At 38.1% G+C, this 19,917-nt stretch carries 19 protein-coding genes; all 19 read left to right on the top strand.

The window, feature by feature from the left end:
- Positions 1 to 153 precede the first annotated feature (153 nt).
- The 19 genes from lepB to CCK98_RS09655 all read left to right on the top strand — a co-directional run bounded on the left by lepB (position 154) and on the right by CCK98_RS09655 (position 19,904).
- Positions 154 to 711 carry a signal peptidase I gene (lepB, locus tag CCK98_RS09565; RefSeq protein ID WP_088086366.1) on the top strand — a complete coding sequence of 186 codons (558 nt, stop codon included), beginning with the start codon at positions 154 to 156 and terminating at the stop codon, positions 709 to 711.
- A gap of 20 nt (positions 712 to 731) precedes the next feature.
- Complete coding sequence (ylqF, locus tag CCK98_RS09570) at positions 732 to 1,595, top strand: ribosome biogenesis GTPase YlqF (RefSeq protein WP_088086367.1); 864 nt, start codon at positions 732 to 734, stop codon at positions 1,593 to 1,595.
- Positions 1,596 to 1,833: 238 nt separating this feature from the next.
- Positions 1,834 to 2,517 carry a transcriptional regulator gene (locus CCK98_RS09575; RefSeq protein ID WP_256942295.1) on the top strand — a complete coding sequence of 228 codons (684 nt, stop codon included), beginning with the start codon at positions 1,834 to 1,836 and terminating at the stop codon, positions 2,515 to 2,517.
- A gap of 156 nt (positions 2,518 to 2,673) precedes the next feature.
- Positions 2,674 to 3,336: an L-serine ammonia-lyase, iron-sulfur-dependent subunit beta gene (gene sdaAB / locus CCK98_RS09580; protein ID WP_088086368.1), complete on the top strand. Its 663-nt coding sequence runs from the start codon at positions 2,674 to 2,676 to the stop codon at positions 3,334 to 3,336.
- A 33-nt stretch (positions 3,337 to 3,369) separates the two neighbouring features.
- Positions 3,370 to 4,275 carry an L-serine ammonia-lyase, iron-sulfur-dependent, subunit alpha gene (gene sdaAA / locus CCK98_RS09585; protein ID WP_088086369.1) on the top strand — a complete coding sequence of 302 codons (906 nt, stop codon included), beginning with the start codon at positions 3,370 to 3,372 and terminating at the stop codon, positions 4,273 to 4,275.
- Positions 4,276 to 4,372: 97 nt separating this feature from the next.
- The gene (locus CCK98_RS09590) at positions 4,373 to 5,140 is read left to right on the top strand and encodes a ribonuclease HII (RefSeq protein WP_088086370.1); all 768 of its coding nucleotides are present in this window, start codon (positions 4,373 to 4,375) and stop codon (positions 5,138 to 5,140) included.
- Positions 5,141 to 5,374: 234 nt separating this feature from the next.
- Positions 5,375 to 6,535 (top strand): ADP-forming succinate--CoA ligase subunit beta, encoded by a 1,161-nt coding sequence (gene sucC, locus CCK98_RS09595; protein WP_088086371.1) that lies wholly within the window; start codon positions 5,375 to 5,377, stop codon positions 6,533 to 6,535.
- 22 nt (positions 6,536 to 6,557) lie between these two features.
- Positions 6,558 to 7,460, top strand: a complete 903-nt coding sequence (gene sucD / locus CCK98_RS09600; RefSeq protein WP_088086372.1) for a succinate--CoA ligase subunit alpha — start codon at positions 6,558 to 6,560, stop codon at positions 7,458 to 7,460.
- A 90-nt stretch (positions 7,461 to 7,550) separates the two neighbouring features.
- Positions 7,551 to 8,438, top strand: coding sequence for a DNA-processing protein DprA (gene dprA / locus CCK98_RS09605; protein ID WP_088086373.1), 888 nt, complete (start codon positions 7,551 to 7,553; stop codon positions 8,436 to 8,438).
- A gap of 338 nt (positions 8,439 to 8,776) precedes the next feature.
- Positions 8,777 to 10,855 (top strand): type I DNA topoisomerase, encoded by a 2,079-nt coding sequence (gene topA, locus CCK98_RS09610; protein WP_088086374.1) that lies wholly within the window; start codon positions 8,777 to 8,779, stop codon positions 10,853 to 10,855.
- Positions 10,856 to 11,022: 167 nt separating this feature from the next.
- A complete protein-coding gene (gene trmFO, locus CCK98_RS09615) occupies positions 11,023 to 12,330 on the top strand; it encodes an FADH(2)-oxidizing methylenetetrahydrofolate--tRNA-(uracil(54)-C(5))-methyltransferase TrmFO (protein WP_088086375.1) in 1,308 nt (435 codons plus the stop codon).
- Between the two features lie 330 nt (positions 12,331 to 12,660).
- Positions 12,661 to 13,203 carry an ATP-dependent protease subunit HslV gene (hslV, locus tag CCK98_RS09620; protein ID WP_088086376.1) on the top strand — a complete coding sequence of 181 codons (543 nt, stop codon included), beginning with the start codon at positions 12,661 to 12,663 and terminating at the stop codon, positions 13,201 to 13,203.
- A gap of 20 nt (positions 13,204 to 13,223) precedes the next feature.
- Positions 13,224 to 14,627, top strand: a complete 1,404-nt coding sequence (gene hslU / locus CCK98_RS09625) for an HslU--HslV peptidase ATPase subunit (RefSeq protein WP_088086377.1) — start codon at positions 13,224 to 13,226, stop codon at positions 14,625 to 14,627.
- Positions 14,628 to 14,749: 122 nt separating this feature from the next.
- Complete coding sequence (gene codY, locus CCK98_RS09630; RefSeq protein WP_088086378.1) at positions 14,750 to 15,529, top strand: GTP-sensing pleiotropic transcriptional regulator CodY; 780 nt, start codon at positions 14,750 to 14,752, stop codon at positions 15,527 to 15,529.
- 195 nt (positions 15,530 to 15,724) lie between these two features.
- Positions 15,725 to 16,429, top strand: coding sequence for a 30S ribosomal protein S2 (rpsB, locus tag CCK98_RS09635; RefSeq protein WP_088086379.1), 705 nt, complete (start codon positions 15,725 to 15,727; stop codon positions 16,427 to 16,429).
- A gap of 132 nt (positions 16,430 to 16,561) precedes the next feature.
- Positions 16,562 to 17,443 (top strand): translation elongation factor Ts, encoded by an 882-nt coding sequence (gene tsf, locus CCK98_RS09640; protein ID WP_088086380.1) that lies wholly within the window; start codon positions 16,562 to 16,564, stop codon positions 17,441 to 17,443.
- A gap of 127 nt (positions 17,444 to 17,570) precedes the next feature.
- On the top strand, positions 17,571 to 18,296 hold the full coding sequence (gene pyrH, locus CCK98_RS09645; RefSeq protein ID WP_088086381.1) for a UMP kinase: 726 nt from the start codon (positions 17,571 to 17,573) through the stop codon (positions 18,294 to 18,296).
- A complete protein-coding gene (gene frr, locus CCK98_RS09650; protein WP_088086382.1) occupies positions 18,296 to 18,853 on the top strand; it encodes a ribosome recycling factor in 558 nt (185 codons plus the stop codon). Before pyrH ends, frr begins: the two co-directional genes overlap by 1 nt.
- Before the next feature lie 274 nt (positions 18,854 to 19,127).
- Positions 19,128 to 19,904, top strand: coding sequence for an isoprenyl transferase (locus CCK98_RS09655; protein ID WP_088086383.1), 777 nt, complete (start codon positions 19,128 to 19,130; stop codon positions 19,902 to 19,904).
- Positions 19,905 to 19,917 lie beyond the last annotated feature (13 nt).

Genomic DNA, 19,917 nt, shown 5'->3' on the forward strand with positions numbered 1-19,917 from the left:
GTAATATTAAATTATGAGTTTATAAATTGGTGCTGATTTTTTAACAAATTATTAAAGTTTGATTAAAAATATGATCCCATCGTGTTAAAATTATTGAAGTTATGTAAAATAAATTTATAAAACATTTTTTTACGTAGAATGGCGGGGATTGTTATGACAAAAAAGAAAAATGAACTCTGGGAATGGACAAAGGCCCTTTTGATTGCTGTCATATTAGCTGCAGTTATCCGGTACTTCCTTTTTGCTCCAATCGTTGTCGATGGTTTATCGATGATGCCGACATTGAAGGATCAGGATCGAATGATTGTAAATAAGTTTAGTTATAATATTGGTGAGCCAAAGCGATTTGATATCATTGTCTTTCATGCACCAGAACAAAAGGATTACATAAAGCGCGTGATTGGATTGCCTGGCGACACAATTGAGTATAAAGATGATACATTATATGTTAATGGAAAAGCGTATAAAGAGCCATATTTGGATAAATATAAAAAAGAAGTAGAGGATGGGCCGTTAACAGATCCATTTACCTTGGAAGAAAAAATAGGACGAAAAACAGTTCCGGAAGGTGAATTGTTTGTTATGGGTGACAATCGCCGCTTCAGTAAAGATAGTCGGCATATTGGGACCATTTCCTATGATAAAATTATCGGTAAAACCAGTTTCGTTTACTGGCCTTTAAATGATGCACATATCGTAACAGTGAAATAGAGTTTGGGAGGTGGCCAGCTATGACGATCCAATGGTTTCCAGGCCATATGGCTAAGGCTCGCAGAGAGGTCACGGAAAAGTTAAAATTAGTAGATATTATTTTTGAATTAGTGGATGCGAGGATTCCTTATTCCTCGAGAAATCCGATGATAGATGAAATCATTCAGCATAAGCCAAGGCTTGTCTTATTAAATAAGGCTGACATGGCGGATAAAGAAGCAACAAGGGAATGGATTGAGTTTTTTGCGAATAAAGGTATTAAAGCACTCGCAATAAATTCTCATGCGGGAGAAGGCATGAGAGACATTGCCAACGCTTCAAAGGAAATATTGAAGGAAAAGTTTGACCGTTTAAGAGCTAGAGGTGTCAACAATCCAAGAGCGATCCGAGCGATGATAGTTGGAATTCCTAACGCTGGTAAATCGACGTTAATCAATCGATTGGCAAAGAAAAATATCGCTAAAACAGGAAATACGCCTGGTGTAACAAAGGCCCAACAATGGATTAAAGTGGGGAAGGAAATGGAACTGCTTGATACCCCGGGGATATTATGGCCAAAATTTGAAGACCAAGAAGTCGGCAAAAAACTTGCCGTTACAGGCGCAATCAAAGATACGTTATTAAATCTCCAGGATCTTACTGTCTATACCCTAAAGTATTTAGAACGAGCATATCCAGATCGTTTAAAAGAACGGTACAATCTTGATACCCTTCCTGAGGATGTTGTAGAGATGTTTGACAAAATAGGAGTACTGCGTGGATGTCTTATGGCTGGTGGTATCGTTGATTATGATAAGGTTTCAGAATTGGTCATCAAGGAAATTAGGTCAGAAAAGTTTGGTCGGATTACATTTGAACGACCTGCAGATTTTATTGTTGAATAAAGAATAAGGTCTTAATCGAGCTCTCCAATTGGGGAGCCTATTTTTTTGTCATCAATCCTTATTGATTTTCAATTTTTAATGAAAATTCAATTATTACAATTTTTTTGTAGCTATTAAAATTTTATTTTAAAGTCAGGAAATCTATGATACAATCTTGATTGTTGATGTAATTGAAAAACGACATACCTAATTAATTTTATGCTTTTGTAATCGTTTTCAGTTATGGGAGGGGAAAATATTGAAGGACAGTAATAAACCTGTTTTTAATTTAGCTTTTCGAACGGCTGATATGCTAGTGAAAATGTTTGGCAGCCGCTGTGAGGTTGCGGTTCATGATTTTAGTGATTTGAAAAAGTCATTAGTTTATTTAGCGGGTAACGTAACAGGAAGAAAAATCGGCTCGCCTATAACAGATTTAGTCTTAACAGAACTAGCTAAGCCCTATTCTGAAGTACATGATATTCCCAACTATAAAACACAATCAAGTAAAGGTAATATTTTGAAATCTTCAACGGTTTTTTTGCGTGACCATGAGCAAAAGGTGATAGGTGCCCTATGTATGAATTACGATATTTCTCTGTTGATGCAAGTTGGAGGGGAATTAGAAGAGTTCATTAGCTATGATTTGGAACATACCAAATCTGAAAATTTTTATTCTACTGTCCAAGATGTCATTCAGAATATGGTGGATCAAGTCATTCATGAATTTAAAAAAGCTCCAGGGTTATTGAGCCTTGACGAAAAGGTTGAATGTGTTCGTGGATTAGAAGAAAAAGGGGCTTTCTTGATAAAAGGTTCGACAGAGTACTTGGCTAGCGTATTGGGTGTGTCAAAGTTTACAATCTACAATTATCTTCAAAAAATCCGAACACACAATGATTACCAAATTGATGAGACTTTAAAAATAAGGGAAAAACGGTAATACACATCAAAGTAATAGGAGCTCCAGGGTTCGATTATTTTTAAAAAATACCCAATTAAAACAATTAAGGAATTACAAGAAATAAATGTTGTAGAAAAAAGCAGCCAAATAGTAAATTTTACTATTTATCAACTAGAGGTAAAAGGAGCGTTTTAAATGAAATATCGATCCGCGTTTGATATTATCGGCCCGGTTATGATTGGCCCGTCAAGCTCTCATACAGCAGGTGCAGCACGAATTGGCAGGGTGGCAAGGACCTTGTTCGGAAAATTACCAAAGAAAGCCATTATCTCATTGTATGGTTCATTTGCAAAAACATATAAGGGACACGGAACGGACTTTGCAATTGTCGCAGGTCTATTAGATTTTGATACTTGTGATGAACGATTGCCTAAATCTTTGGAAATAGCAAATGAAATTGGATTAGAAATAGTATTTCAAACTGAAGAGGCAGTGGTGGATCATCCCAATACTGTCAAAATTAATCTATATGATGAGGCAAACGAGCTTGAAATGGTGGGGATTTCTATTGGCGGCGGAACCATTGAAATTACAGAATTAAATTCTTTCCCGTTAAAGCTGTCGGGCGAACATCCCGCCATTTTGGTTGTTCATCAAGACCGATTTGGTATCATTTCTGCAGTAACCAATGTTTTATCAACCTATGAAATTAATATCGGCCATATGGAGGTTTCAAGGTTAGAAAAAGGTGAAATGGCTTTAATGGTAATTGAAGTCGACCAGAGAATTGAGGATATAGTTATTGAGGAATTAAAAAATCTTTCAAATGTAACACAAATCATTCGCATGGTTGTTTAGTGATAAATTTGTCACCCATCAGGAGGAATATTCATGTTTCGAAATGTAGCAGAACTAGTACAACTTGCAGAAAGCAATCAAGTAAAAATAGCTGAAATAATGATTCGTCAAGAAATAGAAGTTTCAGGTCTTAGTAGAGAAGAAGTAATCGGAAAAATGGATAAAAATTTAACAATCATGGAACAAGCAGTGGAAAGAGGTCTAAATGGTGTGCATTCCCATACAGGCCTAACCGGTGGAGACGCTGTGCTGCTCCAAAACTATATTAAAAGCGGCAAGGCACTTGGCGGGAACATTTTATTAGATGCCGTCAGTAAAGCGGTGGCAACCAATGAAGTAAATGCCGCAATGGGCGTAATCTGTGCAACGCCAACTGCTGGTTCAGCAGGCGTTGTACCTGGTACATTATTTGCAGTAAAAGAAAAGTTAAATCCAACAAGAGAAGAAATGATAGAGTTTTTATTTACCTCAGCAGCGTTCGGTTTCGTTGTCGCTAATAATGCCTCCATTTCTGGTGCGGCTGGCGGGTGTCAAGCAGAGGTAGGCTCAGCAAGTGGAATGGCCGCCGCTGCAATTGTAGAACTTGCTGGCGGTTCACCAAAGCAGGCTGCAGAGGCGATGGCAATTACTTTGAAGAATATGCTGGGATTGGTATGTGACCCTGTAGCAGGCCTTGTTGAAGTTCCTTGTGTGAAACGAAATGCAATGGGCGCATCCAATGCCATTACTGCAGCCGATATGGCACTAGCTGGCATTACAAGCAGAATACCCTGTGATGAGGTCATTCATGCGATGTTCTTAATTGGCCAATCCATGCCATCTTCCTTAAGGGAAACTGCAGAGGGTGGACTTGCAGCAACTCCGACAGGAAGAAGACTTGAACAAGAAATTTTTGGTACGAACAAAACATTTAAACTTAAAGACTTTGTTTTAGCCTAAGAAAAGAGTGAAACAGCACCCAATTTATCTGGAATATTGGGTGTTATTTTTATTGTTTTTACAAATTTGACAAGGTATTATTACAACGGGTGATAAAATGAAACAATTAACAATCGCAGAAATTGAACGACAATTGGAAAATATATCAGTAGAAACTGATCCTTTCTTGTTGGGTATTCTTCAAGATGAGCGGAAGGGTGTCCAACAGCTGGTACATAGATGGAGTAAGAAATTTGCGGAGAATCATCGACTAAAAGAAAAGTTTGTTGAAATGAATGTCTATGAGCATAAATGGCGCAAAAGAGGATATGAAAAGATTGCCGGTATCGATGAAGTGGGTAGAGGGCCGCTTGCAGGTCCGGTGGTTGCAGCAGCTGTCATTTTGCCAAAAGACTTTTACTTAGCAGGGATAGACGATTCTAAGAAGCTCTCTGAAAAAAAACGCTTGGAATTCGATTCGATTATTAGAAAAGAAGCGATTGCCTTCAGTATTGCAATGATCCATGCCAAGGAAATAGATGAAATTAATATTTATGAAGCTACAAAAAAAGCGATGAAAGCTGCCATCTCATCCTTAGATCCAAAGCCGGATTTATTGCTAATTGACGCAATGAAGCTGGAAACCCCCTTTACCTCTGAGTCTATTATTAAGGGTGATTCAAAAAGTATCTCTATCGCCGCCGCTTCGATTATAGCGAAAGTAGCAAGAGATGATTTGATGAAGGAAATTTCACAGACCTATCCAGTCTATGGATTTCAACAGAACATGGGCTACGGAACAAAGGAACATATCGAAGCCATCCAAAAACACGGAATAACCTCTTATCACAGAAAAAGTTTCGCACCAATAAAGGATTTTGTTTAATTATAAAACACAATAATAAAAAGCAGGCACTGCTTGTTTTTTATTATTGTAGAAAACAAATTATACCAAATAAGGTGTAGATTCCCTTGGTTTATCCAAAACAAATGATTGATTATTCTGAATTTTTTTAAAGACGTATATAATTTTTTAGCATAATGGTAGACAAGGTAACTGTCATTATATAAAATGAAAACGGAGTCAGTTTTTAGAAGAGTTTGAATAGGAGGATGGGAAATGAATATCCATGAGTATCAAGGGAAAGAGATCCTCAGAAAATACGGGGTAGCAGTTCCGAATGGGAAAGTAGCATTCACTGTAGAAGAAGCAGTGGAAGCAGCAAAAGAACTAGGCACACAGGTTTGTGTGGTAAAAGCACAAATCCATGCTGGCGGACGGGGGAAAGCCGGTGGTGTTAAAGTTGCGAAAAACCTTGATGAGGTTCGTACATATGCAAGCGAAATCCTCGGCAAAACACTTGTAACACACCAAACAGGTCCTGAAGGAAAAGAAGTCAAGCGCCTGCTTATTGAAGAAGGCTGTGACATCAAAAAAGAATATTATGTTGGTTTAGTATTAGACCGCGCTACTTCACGTGTTGTCCTAATGGCATCTGAAGAAGGCGGAACGGAAATCGAAGAGGTTGCTGAAAAGACTCCAGAGAAAATTTTTAAAGAAGAAATTGATCCAGTCGTCGGATTACAGCCATTCCAAGCTCGCCGAATTGCGTTCAATATTAATATTCCAAAAGAATTAATTAATCAAGCTGTAAAATTTATGACGGCTCTTTATAGTGCCTATATCGAGAAAGATTGCTCGATTGCGGAAATCAACCCGCTCGTTGTTACAGGTGACGGTAAGGTAATGGCACTTGATGCAAAATTGAACTTTGACTCAAATGCCCTATATCGTCAGAAAGATGTACTTGAGTACCGTGACCTTGAAGAAGAGGATGCAAAGGAAATTGAAGCATCTAAATATGATTTAAGCTATGTTGCTTTAGATGGAAACATTGGCTGTATGGTTAATGGCGCAGGACTTGCCATGTCAACGATGGATATAATTAAACATTACGGCGGCGATCCCGCAAACTTCCTTGATGTTGGGGGCGGCGCGACAGCTGAAAAGGTTACAGAGGCATTTAAAATTATCCTTTCTGATCCAAACGTAAAAGGTATTTTCGTCAATATCTTTGGTGGAATCATGAAGTGTGATGTTATTGCTGAGGGTGTAGTAGAAGCAGCTAAGCAGGTTGGACTTAGTGTTCCACTTGTTGTTCGCTTAGAGGGAACAAATGTTGACTTAGGTAAGAAAATCCTATCAGAGTCAAGTGTAGACATTATTGCTGCTGAATCCATGGCTGACGGCGCACAAAAAATCGTTTCATTAGTGAAATAGGATCGAAGAAAGGGGAATTAACGTGAGCGTTTTTATTAATAAAGATACAAAGGTTATTGTTCAAGGGATTACAGGATCAACAGCCCTGTTTCATACAAAGCAAATGCTTGAATATGGTACACAGATTGTTGGCGGTACCTCTCCAGGAAAAGGCGGGTTGGAAGTAGAAGGTGTGCCTGTTTTTAACACGGTTAAAGATGCTGTTGAAGCAACTGGTGCAACTGCATCCGTTATTTACGTACCGGCACCATTTGCTGCAGATGCGATTATCGAAGCGGTTGATGCAGAATTGGATCTTGCTATCTGTATCACTGAACATATTCCGGTATTGGATATGGTTAAAGTTAAGCGTTATATGGAAGGTAAAAAGACGCGCTTAGTCGGTCCGAACTGTCCTGGTGTTATTACAGCTGATGAGTGTAAAATCGGCATCATGCCTGGTTATATCCATACAAAAGGCCATGTGGGTGTTGTATCACGCTCTGGAACATTAACATACGAAGCGGTTCACCAATTAACACAAGCCGGATTAGGCCAAACAACTGCTGTTGGTATCGGCGGCGATCCTGTAAACGGAACAAACTTCATCGATGTATTAAAAGCATTTAATGAAGATCCTGAAACATATGCTGTTATTATGATTGGTGAAATCGGCGGTACTGCCGAAGAAGAAGCTGCTGAGTGGGTTAAAGCAAACATGACCAAGCCTGTTGTTGGCTTCATCGGTGGACGTACTGCGCCTCCAGGAAAACGTATGGGACACGCAGGTGCGATTATTTCAGGTGGTAAAGGTACTGCAGATGAAAAAATCCGCGTTATGAACGAATGCGGTATTAAGGTAGCTGACACTCCATCTGTGATGGGTGACACATTAATTGAAGTATTAAAAGAACAAGGTTTGTACGAAAAGTGTAAAACCCACTAATAATTGTGCAACTAGATAATTTCAGATAGTCCCTCAAAAACGAGGGGCTATTTATTCTAATTTTATATCTATAGGGAGGCAAATATTTAGATGGATGAATTCAAAGAAAAACTAATTTCCTTGCTGCATTACCCCAATATCTCCTGGAACACCGTTTTACAAATGCTAAAAAAAGACCCGACACTGCAGAACTTATATCAGTTACAAAAGCAATCCCCTCAGCAAACATGCTTGTTTCCACCCACTACCACCAATAACCCTTCAGAAAAGTCTTCTAGCGCACCTCTTCATCCTGACATTATTCGTGATCAAATTCGTCAATACAAAACAAATGAGATTACAGTCATTACTATTTTAGATAAGGAATATCCACCATTATTAAAAGAAATATATCAGCCGCCATGGGCATTGTTTACCAAGGGTGATCTCTCGCTACTTGAAACAGACCCCAAACTTGCGGTTGTTGGTTCACGGCAAGCGACTCAATATGGGAAAAATGCAATTCGGTTGATTTTTCCAGGTTTAATTGACAAAGGTGTTCTAATTGTTAGTGGCTTAGCACGGGGAATTGATGCCCTTGCACATGAATATGCAATAAAAAATGGAGGAAAAACAATAGCTGTGATTGCTGGTGGTTTCTATCATATCTATCCAAAGGAAAATACGAGCTTAGCCCTAGAAATGATGAAAAACCAGCTAGTTCTTTCGGAATACCCTCCAGATACTAAGCCGCTTAGATGGCATTTTCCATCTAGAAATCGAATTATTAGCGGTTTGTCAAAAGGGACATTTATTATAGAAGCAAAACGAAAAAGCGGATCACTCATCACGGCTAATTTTGCAGTAAATGAAGGAAGAGATGTATTTTCCTTGCCTGGAAGCATTTTTAATCCATATTCTATCGGGGCTAATGAATTAATTCAACAAGGAGCTAAACTTGTAACCGGTGCAGAGGATATTTTAGAGGAAATTAGATAAGACTCTTATCTAAAGAAATTTTGCTTAAAAATTGTTAATTTTGAAGGTTTTTATGAATAAACGGAGAATTTAGCTAAAAAAGGTTGCATTATTTTCTAATTTGTTATACATTTTCCAACAGATGTTCGAAAAAAAGAATATTTGGAAATGGAATAAATAAAATTCATATTAATACATAAAGAAAAACTTGGGATAGGGCAGTTTTGTAAAGTATTTTCTCCGGTCTAATTAGGTAAAACTGGAATTTAGGAAAGCTTCTCAAATGATTAGCACCTTAGAAACAGCATTTGCCAGATTCGGGGCGCTTCTACACTTTCCCTCTTAAGGAGGATTTTTAAATGGCAGATTTTCTTGTAATCGTTGAATCGCCAGCAAAAGCGAAAACGATCGAACGATATTTAGGGAATAAATATAAAGTAAAAGCATCAATGGGACATATTCGCGATTTGCCACGGAGCCAAATGGGGGTCAATGTAGAAAATAGCTATGAACCAAAATATATTACAATCCGCGGTAAAGGTCCTGTTTTAAAAGACTTAAAAACAGCGGCAAAAAAAGCAAAAAAAATCTATCTGGCAGCTGACCCTGATCGCGAAGGGGAAGCAATTGCATGGCATTTAGCCCATAGTTTATCTGTCGATATTAATTCAGATTGCCGGGTGGTTTTTAATGAAATCACAAAAGATGCGATAAAAGAGTCGTTTAAACATCCTCGGCCAATTAATATGGATTTGGTGGATGCTCAGCAGGCTCGTAGGATTCTTGATCGTCTGGTTGGGTATAATATCAGCCCGTTGCTCTGGAAGAAGGTAAAGAAAGGTCTAAGTGCAGGCCGGGTACAATCTGTTGCCGTCCATTTAATTATTGATAGGGAAAAGGAAATCAAAGCCTTTGTCCCTGAAGAATATTGGACGATTGATGGAGAATTTTTAAAGGGGAAAGACCATTTTAGTGCCCAATATTTTTCTTTAGCTGACAAAGGAAAATTTGAACTGAAATCTGAACAAGATGTCCAAACCATTTTAAAACAAATGGATGATAATAAATTCAAAGTGGTATCTGTTACCAAAAAGGAAAGAAAGAGGAACCCGGCACCTCCCTTCATTACATCATCATTGCAACAAGAAGCAGCCAGAAAACTTAACTTCCGAGCAAAGAAAACGATGATGCTTGCACAGCAGCTTTATGAAGGGATTGAGCTTGGCAAAGAGGGTACGGTTGGTCTCATTACATATATGAGAACGGATTCAACACGGATTTCTGAAGTCGCTCAAACAGAGGCGGCTAATTACATCCGCTCAGAATATGGTGAAGATTATTTAAAAGATGAACAAAGAAAAGAGAAAAAACAATCGAATGCCCAAGATGCACATGAAGGGATTCGACCAACCAGTACTTTAAGGGATCCCAATAGTTTAAAAACATTTTTATCAAGAGACCAACACCGATTATATAAATTAATCTGGGATCGGTTTTTAGCTAGTCAAATGGCTCAGGCCGTCATGGATACAATGAGCGTAGATTTACAAAATGGTAATGTCCTTTTCCGAGCAAATGGTTCAAAAATTAAGTTTCCTGGTTTCATAAAGCTTTATGTTGAGGGATCAGATGACCAAGTGGATGAAAAAGACAGAATGCTTCCTGACCTTAAAGAAGGGGATGAAGTGTTTAAAAAGGATATCGAGCCAAAGCAGCATTTCACTCAACCACCGCCAAGGTATACGGAGGCAAGACTTGTTAAGACACTTGAGGAGCTTGGTATTGGTCGCCCATCTACATACGCACCAACCCTTGACACGATTCAAAAGCGGGGCTATGTGGCACTCGATAATAAAAGATTTGTTCCAACCGAGCTCGGTGAAATTATCGATGAGTTGATTTTAGAGTTTTTTCCAGATATTCTAGATGTCGAATTTACAGCGAAAATGGAACAGGGCTTAGATAATATCGAAGATGGAAAAGTACCTTGGGTCAATATTATCGGTGAGTTTTATCAAGATTTTGAAATTCATTTAAAAAAAGCAGAAGAAGAGATGCAGTCTGTTGAAATCAAAGATGAACCGGCTGGTGAAGACTGTGAGAATTGTGGAAACCCTATGGTTTTTAAAATGGGTCGCTACGGAAAATTTATGGCTTGCAGCAATTTCCCAGATTGCCGAAATACAAAACCGATTGTTAAAGAAATCGGTGTTACCTGCCCTAATTGTAAAGAAGGACAGATCATTGAGCGTAAAAGTAAGAAAAAGCGACTCTTTTACGGTTGCACACAATACCCTGAATGCGAGTTTATCTCTTGGGATAAACCATTACCGAGGGAATGCCCAAAATGTGAAGGGCAGCTTGTTGAAAAGAAGTTAAAAAAAGGTGTTCAAGTTCAATGCGTTAAATGTGATTACAAGGAAGAACCGCAAAGTTAAAGTGAGAGTGGGCATAGTCCACTCTCTTCGTTATTTGCATAAAACTTTTTTCTTTTTCATTCGTATAGTACAATGCAAGTTGGACTTAAAAGTGGGAAAAGTATTGATAGGTACATGCACTACCTTTTATTTACATAAAACCATGGTATCTATTAGGAGGATTCTAAATGAAAGATGTCACAATTAACGTAATCGGTGCGGGATTAGCGGGAAGTGAAGCAGCATGGCAGATTGCGAAGCGTGGAGTAAAGGTTCGCTTATATGAGATGCGACCAGTGAAGCAAACACCTGCACACCATACAGATAAATTTGCAGAATTAGTTTGTAGTAATTCATTACGTGCCAACACACTAACAAATGCAGTAGGGGTGTTAAAGGAAGAAATGCGAAAGCTTGATTCCGTTATTATCGCTGCAGCGGATGCTTGTTCTGTTCCAGCAGGCGGTGCGTTAGCTGTTGATCGCCATGAATTTGCCGCCAAAGTAACAGATTTGGTTAAAAACCATGAAAATGTTACGGTTATTAATGAAGAAGTAACTGAAATTCCAGAGGGAACAACAATCATTGCGACGGGGCCGCTGACAAGTCCAGACCTTTCAGAGCAGCTCAAAGGGCTAACCGGTGAGGATTACCTTTATTTTTATGATGCTGCAGCACCGATACTTGAAAAGGAAAGCATAGACCTAGAGAAAGTTTATTTAAAATCCCGCTATGATAAAGGGGAAGCAGCCTATCTTAACTGCCCAATGACTGAAGAAGAATTTAACCGTTTCTATGAAGCGCTTATATCCGCTGAAACAGTTCCAGTAAAAGAATTTGAAAAGGAAGTCTTTTTCGAAGGGTGCATGCCAATCGAAGTGATGGCGTCACGGGGAAAGAAAACAATGCTTTTCGGTCCGTTAAAACCAGTTGGGTTAGAGGATCCCAAAACAGGAAAACGTCCATTTGCCGTAGTACAACTCCGTCAAGATGATGCCGCTGGCACACTTTTTAATATTGTCGGTTTTCAGACACATTTAAAGTGGGGTGCCCAAAAGGAAGTTATACAATTAATACCGGGGTTAGAAAATGCGGAAATCATTCGATATGGTGTGATGCACCGTAATACATTTATCAATTCTCCCAAGGTACTAAAAGCAACTTACCAATTCCGTAATCGTGAAGATTTATTTTTTGCTGGTCAAATGACTGGAGTTGAAGGATACGTAGAATCTGCTGCTAGCGGTTTAGTTGCTGGTATAAATGCAGTGCGTTTAATACAAGGGATGGAGCCGCTTGAATTTCCAGAAGAGACCGCGATTGGAAGCATGGCCCGATATATTACTACGACGAACGCTAAAAATTTTCAGCCAATGAATGCTAACTTTGGTTTATTTCCAGAGCTGCCGGTAAGAATTAAAGGAAAGCAGGAGAGGAATTTAGAACACGCAAATAGAGCGTTAGAAACAATTCAGAACTTTGTGAAAGTTTTGTAAAGTTTATTGCAAGGGAATACGAAGTATGTTACGATTTAGTAGCCCTTGCGAGGTGAATATTATGACAAATGTGAATGTTTTTTTAAAGTTAATTATTGAGTATTTACAAATAGAATTTAATTACTCAAAATATACACTTGAACCTAATCAACATGACATCAGTAAAATTTCTTATCTACATGGTGGTAATAACCCATAAAGTAATGAGGTCAAATATTCCAGTTAACATAGTCAGTTTTCATAACTTTCATGTAAATGGTAGTTCACCTGTTACATACTTATCTGCGAGGTAATGTGAATAGAAATCACTCCAAAGGGAGGCTCATCTTAATGAACCAATTTCATGCGACAACGATTTTTGCAATCCATCATAACGGTGAATATTCAATGTCAGGTGATGGACAAGTGACATTTGGTAATGCGGTAGTGATGAAGCACACAGCGAGAAAAGTAAGAAAGATATTTAATGGAAAGGTATTAGCAGGTTTTGCAGGTTCTGTTGCAGATGCTTTTACTCTTTTCGAACTGTTCGAGGGAAAATTAGAAGAATTTAATGGTAACCTTCAAAGAGCTGCTGTTGAGCTTGCCAAAGAGTGGCGAAGTGACAAAGTGCTCAGGAAGCTTGAAGCGATGCTAATTGTTATGAATCGTGAATATTTGCTGCTTGTTTCAGGAACTGGAGAAGTAATTGAACCTGACGATGGAATTCTTGCGATTGGTTCAGGTGGAAATTATGCATTATCTGCTGGACGTGCTTTAAAGAAATACTCAGGAGACCATTTATCTGCAAAGGAAATAGCAAAAGCTTCTTTAGAAATAGCAGCTGAAATATGTGTCTATACGAACCATAACATTATTGTTGAAGAGCTATAACGGGAAGGAGACTAATTATCATGGGAAAAACAACTAATTTAACCCCTCGTCAAATTGTTGAAAAACTTGATCAATATATAATTGGACAAAAGGATGCTAAGAAAGCGGTTGCTGTTGCCTTAAGAAATCGCTATAGAAGAGGTTTGTTAAATGAAAAACTTAGGGATGAAATTATCCCCAAAAATATATTGATGATAGGTCCGACTGGAGTTGGGAAAACAGAAATTGCCAGAAGGATTGCCAAAATTGTGGGTGCCCCTTTTATTAAGGTGGAAGCAACTAAGTTTACTGAAGTAGGCTATGTTGGGCGAGATGTAGAATCCATGGTTAGAGATCTTGCGGAAACCTCTGTTCGTTTAGTAAAAGAGGAACGGATGCAAAGTGTGAAGGAACGTGCAGAAGAAAATGCCAACAGCAGGCTAGTTGATTTGCTTGTGCCATCAGCCAAAAAAACGAGTAACTATAAAAACCCGCTTGAAATGTTATTCGGAGGCGGGAATACATCAACTGAACCAGAAACACATCAAGAGGATTTTTCGATTTCTGAAAAACGAAAAATTGTCAAAGAAAAATTAGCACTTGGTCAACTAGAGGATGAAATCGTTACGGTTGAAGTAGATGAGCAAGCTCCATCCATGTTTGATATGCTGCAAGGCTCAGGGATTGAACAAATGGGAATGAATATGCAGGATGCCCTAAGCAGCTTTATGCCGAAAAAACGCAAAAAGAGAAAATTGACTGTCCGTGAAGCTCGCAAGGTGCTGACTAGTGAAGAGGCGTCTAAGCTTATTGATATGGATGAAGTAAATTCTGAGGCCATTTATCGTGCGGAACAAGCTGGAATTATTTTTATCGATGAAATTGATAAAATCGCTAGTAAAAATTCGGGAGGATCTTCTGCAGATGTATCCAGAGAAGGGGTTCAAAGAGATATTTTGCCTATAGTTGAGGGTTCAACAGTAGTGACCAAATATGGGTCAGTAAAAACCGACCATGTATTATTTATTGCTGCTGGAGCATTTCACATGGCGAAACCTTCCGATTTAATTCCAGAACTTCAAGGGCGTTTCCCAATTCGTGTAGAATTAACAAAGCTAACTGTGGAAGATTTCTTCAGAATCTTAATCGAACCAGATAATGCCCTTATTAAGCAATATCAGGCATTATTGGAAACAGAAGGTATACAAATTGAATTTTCTGACGATGCTATTCGTAGAATTGCCGAAGTTGCATTTGAAGTGAATCAAAATACAGATAATATTGGTGCAAGACGTCTTCATACGATTCTCGAAAAGCTTTTAGAAGACTTATCTTTTGAAGCTCCAGAAATTTCGATGGAGAAGATAACTATTACACCACAATATGTCGACGATAAACTTGGTGCTATTTCGAAAAATAAAGATTTAAGTCAGTTTATCTTATAAAAATGAACGTCTGATAATCCCATGTAAGAAGAAATGTTCATTTTTAAATACCCTAAAATGTAGTATTTGAAGATTAATTAATAATTTAATAATGGTTGTAGTTAATTAGGAGGAAGAAACAGATGGATTTACTTACAAAAACTAGAAGGATTAACGTATTATTGCAAAAGGCAGCAGGAAAACCGGTTAACTTTAAGGAAATGTCCGAGACATTGAGTGAAACAATTGAAGCAAATGTGTACATTGTCAGCCGTCGCGGGAAACTACTTGGTTTTTCAATTTATCAGCAAATTGAAAATGAAAGAATGAAAAAGATGTTTGAGGATCGTCAATTCCCTGAGGAATATACAAATGGTTTATTTAATATTCAAGAAACCTCATCAAATCTTGATGTTGAAAGCCAATATACTGCTTTTCCAGTAGAAAACAGAGATTTATTTAAAGAAGGTTTAACTACGATTGTTCCAATTATTGGCGGCGGGGAACGCCTTGGCACGTTAATTCTTGCAAGATTACAAGAAAAGTTCCACGATGATGATCTAATCCTTGCAGAATATGGTGCAACAGTTGTAGGTATGGAGATTTTACGAGAAAAGTCTGAAGAAATTGAAGAAGAAGCTAGAAGCAAAGCAGTGGTTCAAATGGCTATTAGTTCATTATCATATAGTGAACTTGAAGCGATTGAACATATCTTTGAAGAATTAAATGGCCGTGAAGGCTTATTGGTTGCTTCGAAAATAGCTGATCGTGTTGGTATTACTCGTTCTGTTATCGTTAACGCACTAAGAAAACTTGAAAGTGCAGGGGTAATTGAATCACGTTCACTAGGGATGAAAGGAACATATATCAAAGTTTTAAATGATAAGTTTCTGATGGAACTTGATAAATTAAGATCTAATTAATCATAACTAATCCCCAGCTAACTGGGGATTTTGTTTTTTATTAAACAAATGCTTGATTGTTATTATTACATATGCTATATTATTTCATGGTGTTAATACACACGCTCATTGATTTAATCAGATGGTGCTGTTCATAACAGTTTCTGTTTAAAGATGAGGTGAGCGGAGGAAAACAAACCATTAGGAGGAAAAATCATGTCAGTCATTTCTATGAAGCAATTGCTTGAAGCTGGTGTACACTTTGGACACCAAACTCGCCGTTGGAACCCTAAAATGAAGAAATATATCTTCACAGAGCGTAACGGTATCTATATCATTGACCTTCAAAAAACAGTTAAAAAAGTTGAAGAAGCTTATAACTGGGTAAAGGAACTTGCTGGTAACGGCGGAACAGTTCTTTTTGTTGGTACAAAAAAACAAGCTCAAGATTCTGTTAAAGAAGAAGCGGGCCGTTCTGGTATGTACTATGTTAACCAACGTTGGTTAGGTGGTACTTTAACAAACTTTGAAACAATTCAAAAGCGTATTGGCCGCTTAAAAGATATCGAAAGAATGTCTGAAGACGGAACTTTTGAAGTATTACCTAAAAAAGAGGTTGTTCAATTAAAGAAACAACAAGAGCGTCTAGAGAAATTCTTAGGCGGTATCAAAGATATGAAACAACTTCCAGATGCACTTTTCATTATTGACCCTCGTAAAGAGCGTATCGCGGTTGCAGAAGCTAAGAAATTGAACATTCCTATCGTAGGTATTGTTGATACAAACTGTGATCCAGACGAAATCGATGTAGTTATTCCTGCGAATGACGATGCGATTCGTGCGGTTAAGCTTTTAACAGGTAAAATGGCAGATGCTATCCTTGAAGCTAAACAAGGTGAAGAAGTACAAGTTCAGGCTTAATTAAATCAAAAGGTGATAAGAGGGAGACCCTTTATCACCTTTTTTTAAAGAAGGTTTTTATTGGAAAGTTTTAGAATAGCTGTCATTGGCTAAGATATGGATACATAGTAAAATAAAGGAGGAATTTACATTATGGCAATTACTGCTCAAATGGTTAAAGAACTACGTGAAAAAACTGGTGCAGGTATGTTGGATTGTAAAAAAGCACTAACTGAAACTGATGGAGATATGGACAAAGCAATTGATTTCTTACGCGAAAAAGGGATTGCATCAGCTGCTAAGAAGGGTGACCGTATTGCTGCAGAAGGTTTAACATATGTTGTAACTGAAGGTAACGATGCAGTTATTCTAGAAGTAAACTCTGAAACTGACTTTGTTGCGAAGAATGAAGCGTTCCAAGCTCTTGTAAAAGATCTAGCTGCACATCTTCTAAAGAACAAGCCAGCAACTGTTGAAGAAGCATCTACTCAAACGATGGAGAATGGCGCTACTGTTGCAGATCATATCAATGCTTCTATTGCTAAGATTGGTGAAAAATTAACACTTCGCCGCTATTCTGTTACATCAAAAACAGACAATGATGCTTTCGGTGCATATATTCATATGGGTGGCCGCATTTCTGTTTTATCAGTACTTGAAGGTACAACAGATGCGGATGCTGCGAAGGATGTTTCAATGCATATCGCAGCACTAAAACCAAAGTATGTTTCTCGTGACGAAGTTTCTCAAGAAGAAGTTGAGCATGAGCGTCAAGTATTAACACAACAAGCACTTAACGAAGGCAAGCCTGCAAAAATCGTTGAAAAAATGGTTGAAGGCCGTCTTGGAAAATATTTTGAAGATGTTTGTGTACTTGATCAAACTTTCGTTAAAAACCCTGATCAAAAAGTACGTCAGTTTGTTGAATCTAAGGGTGCTACAATCCGTGAGTTCGTCCGTTACGAAGTCGGAGAAGGTATCGAAAAACGCGAAGATAACTTTGCTGAAGAAGTTATGAATCAAATCAAAAAATAATCAAAAACTATTCTCTAGCATTAAAACAAAATAGTTTTAAGGGAATGTTAATGAAATAGGTTTTTAAATAGGGGACACGGTGTGTTCCCTTTTTTAAAAAGAATTAATTACATAAATGGAGGTTTATATGAGCGGTCCTAAGTACAAACGCGTAGTATTAAAGTTGAGCGGAGAAGCACTTGCAGGTGAATCGAGCTTTGGAATTAAACCTTCTGTGATCAAATCGATTGCCATTCAAGTTAAAGAAATAGCAGAGCTTGGTGTAGAAGTTGCTGTCGTTGTCGGTGGCGGTAACATTTGGCGCGGAAAAATTGGCAGTGAAATGGGTATGGACCGGGCAACTGCCGATTATATGGGGATGCTTGCAACGGTTATGAATTCTTTAGCACTGCAAGATAGTTTGGAGCACTTAGGAATTGAATCACGGGTGCAAACCTCTATTGAAATGCGCCAGGTGGCAGAGCCTTATATTCGACGCCGTGCAATTAGGCATTTAGAAAAAAAACGGGTAGTCATTTTTGCGGCGGGTACAGGAAATCCATATTTCTCAACGGATACAACCGCTGCACTCCGAGCAGCGGAAATCGATGCTGAAGTAATCTTAATGGCGAAGAATAATGTCGATGGAGTGTATTCTGCAGACCCTCGATTAGATGCAAGTGCTACTAAATATGAAGATTTGTCTTTCTTAGATGTTCTTAAAGAAGGATTAGCAGTTATGGACTCTACTGCCTCCTCCTTATGCATGGACAATGATATTCCATTGATTGTTTTCTCGATTATGGAGCAGGGGAATATTAAACGAGCCGTTATGGGGGAAAAAATAGGAACAATTGTTAGGGGGAAACATTAATGCCAAAACAAGTCATCTCTACCATTAAAGATCGTATGACAAAAGCCATTCAGTCATATTCGCGTGAGCTTGCCAGCATCCGTGCGGGGAGAGCAAGCGCTTCGTTATTGGACAGAATTACAATTGATTATTATGGTGCACCAACACCTGTCAACCAAATGGCTGGAATTTCAACACCTGAAGCTAGGCTTATTGTTATTCAACCATATGATAAATCCACCCTTGGGGATATTGAAAAAGCAATTCTTAAATCTGATTTAGGATTAAATCCTACCAACGACGGTATGGTAATCCGCCTTGCTATTCCACAATTGACTGAGGAGCGCCGCAAGGAGTTAGTAAAATTAGTCAAAAAGGAATCAGAAGAAGCGAAGGTAGCTATCCGTAATATCCGTCGAGATGGTAATGACGAATTGAAGAAGCTAGAGAAGAATGGTGATATTACTGAGGATAGTCTTCGCGGTCATTCGGAGGATATCCAAAAACTTACCGACGAATATATTAGTAAAGTTGATCAAATTACAAAAGACAAAGAAAAGGAAATTTTGGAAGTCTAATTAATAAATAAGAACCCTCTGTTTAGGGGGTTTTTCACTATTTTATTATGTATTTTGGGGATTTTTGATTGTTCCCTGAAAGTTGTCTGAACATTATTCTTAATCTCTGTTTTTTTACATAAGTTAAATATTAGAGATATCTTTTTGCTTTTTTGGTATGATAAAAACATGCTACCCCGAAATGTCCATTACATAACAACACACATGCTTCAATGGAATTGATATATGATTTAATTTTCGGAGGAAATGATTAACTAATTGGAGGAGCAATGTTATGTTTAATAAATTAAGGCTTGGGAAGAACCGAAATAACACTTCCACACTCCGAAATAAAATAGAGGAAATAAAAAAATCGCCTGTTCCTGAGCATGTGGCGATTATTATGGATGGCAACGGACGTTGGGCTAAGAAACGGGCATTACCACGTATTGCTGGTCACCATGAGGGCATGAAGGTTGTTCGGAAAACAACGAAATTAGCAAATAAGCTCGGCATTAAAACCTTAACATTGTATGCATTTTCAACTGAGAATTGGAAAAGGCCAAAAAATGAAGTCGAATATATTATGAGTCTGCCTGATGAATTTTTAGGAACATTTTTGCCAGATTTAATTGAGGAAAATGTTCAAGTGAAAATGATGGGCTATAAAAATCAACTTCCAGTACATACACTGCGTGCAATAGAAAAAGCTATAGAAGAAACAAAAAATAATGATGGATTAGTATTAAACTTTGCATTAAATTACGGGAGCAGGGCTGAGATTCTTGATGCTGTGAAGCAAGTCTTAAATGACAGCAAAAGTGGTAAACTAAACGAGACGGAGTTAGACGAAAAAGTCTTTTCTTCCTACTTAATGACTGCTAATTTTACAGACCCAGATCTTTTAATCCGAACTAGTGGTGAAATCCGCTTGAGTAACTTTATGCTTTGGCAGTTGGCTTACTCAGAGTTTTGGTTTACAGATGTCTTATGGCCAGACTTTAATGAAGAACATTTACTTGAAGCAATTGAAACGTTCCAGAATCGACAGCGTCGGTTTGGTGGCATATAGAACAACAAAGGTG

Source organism: Bacillus sp. OV166, assembly GCF_900177675.1.
In the GTDB taxonomy this organism is placed as follows: domain Bacteria; phylum Bacillota; class Bacilli; order Bacillales; family Cytobacillaceae; genus Neobacillus.

Coding starts and splice junctions, on each gene's coding strand:
- lepB (WP_088086366.1), top strand. CDS start 154: ATGACAAAAAAGAAAAATGAACTCTGGGAATGGACAAAGGCCCTTTTG.
- ylqF (WP_088086367.1), top strand. CDS start 732: ATGACGATCCAATGGTTTCCAGGCCATATGGCTAAGGCTCGCAGAGAG.
- sdaAB (WP_088086368.1), top strand. CDS start 2,674: ATGAAATATCGATCCGCGTTTGATATTATCGGCCCGGTTATGATTGGC.
- sdaAA (WP_088086369.1), top strand. CDS start 3,370: ATGTTTCGAAATGTAGCAGAACTAGTACAACTTGCAGAAAGCAATCAA.
- CCK98_RS09590 (WP_088086370.1), top strand. CDS start 4,373: ATGAAACAATTAACAATCGCAGAAATTGAACGACAATTGGAAAATATA.
- sucC (WP_088086371.1), top strand. CDS start 5,375: ATGAATATCCATGAGTATCAAGGGAAAGAGATCCTCAGAAAATACGGG.
- dprA (WP_088086373.1), top strand. CDS start 7,551: ATGGATGAATTCAAAGAAAAACTAATTTCCTTGCTGCATTACCCCAAT.
- topA (WP_088086374.1), top strand. CDS start 8,777: ATGGCAGATTTTCTTGTAATCGTTGAATCGCCAGCAAAAGCGAAAACG.
- trmFO (WP_088086375.1), top strand. CDS start 11,023: ATGAAAGATGTCACAATTAACGTAATCGGTGCGGGATTAGCGGGAAGT.
- hslV (WP_088086376.1), top strand. CDS start 12,661: ATGAACCAATTTCATGCGACAACGATTTTTGCAATCCATCATAACGGT.
- hslU (WP_088086377.1), top strand. CDS start 13,224: ATGGGAAAAACAACTAATTTAACCCCTCGTCAAATTGTTGAAAAACTT.
- codY (WP_088086378.1), top strand. CDS start 14,750: ATGGATTTACTTACAAAAACTAGAAGGATTAACGTATTATTGCAAAAG.
- rpsB (WP_088086379.1), top strand. CDS start 15,725: ATGTCAGTCATTTCTATGAAGCAATTGCTTGAAGCTGGTGTACACTTT.
- tsf (WP_088086380.1), top strand. CDS start 16,562: ATGGCAATTACTGCTCAAATGGTTAAAGAACTACGTGAAAAAACTGGT.
- pyrH (WP_088086381.1), top strand. CDS start 17,571: ATGAGCGGTCCTAAGTACAAACGCGTAGTATTAAAGTTGAGCGGAGAA.
- frr (WP_088086382.1), top strand. CDS start 18,296: ATGCCAAAACAAGTCATCTCTACCATTAAAGATCGTATGACAAAAGCC.
- CCK98_RS09655 (WP_088086383.1), top strand. CDS start 19,128: ATGTTTAATAAATTAAGGCTTGGGAAGAACCGAAATAACACTTCCACA.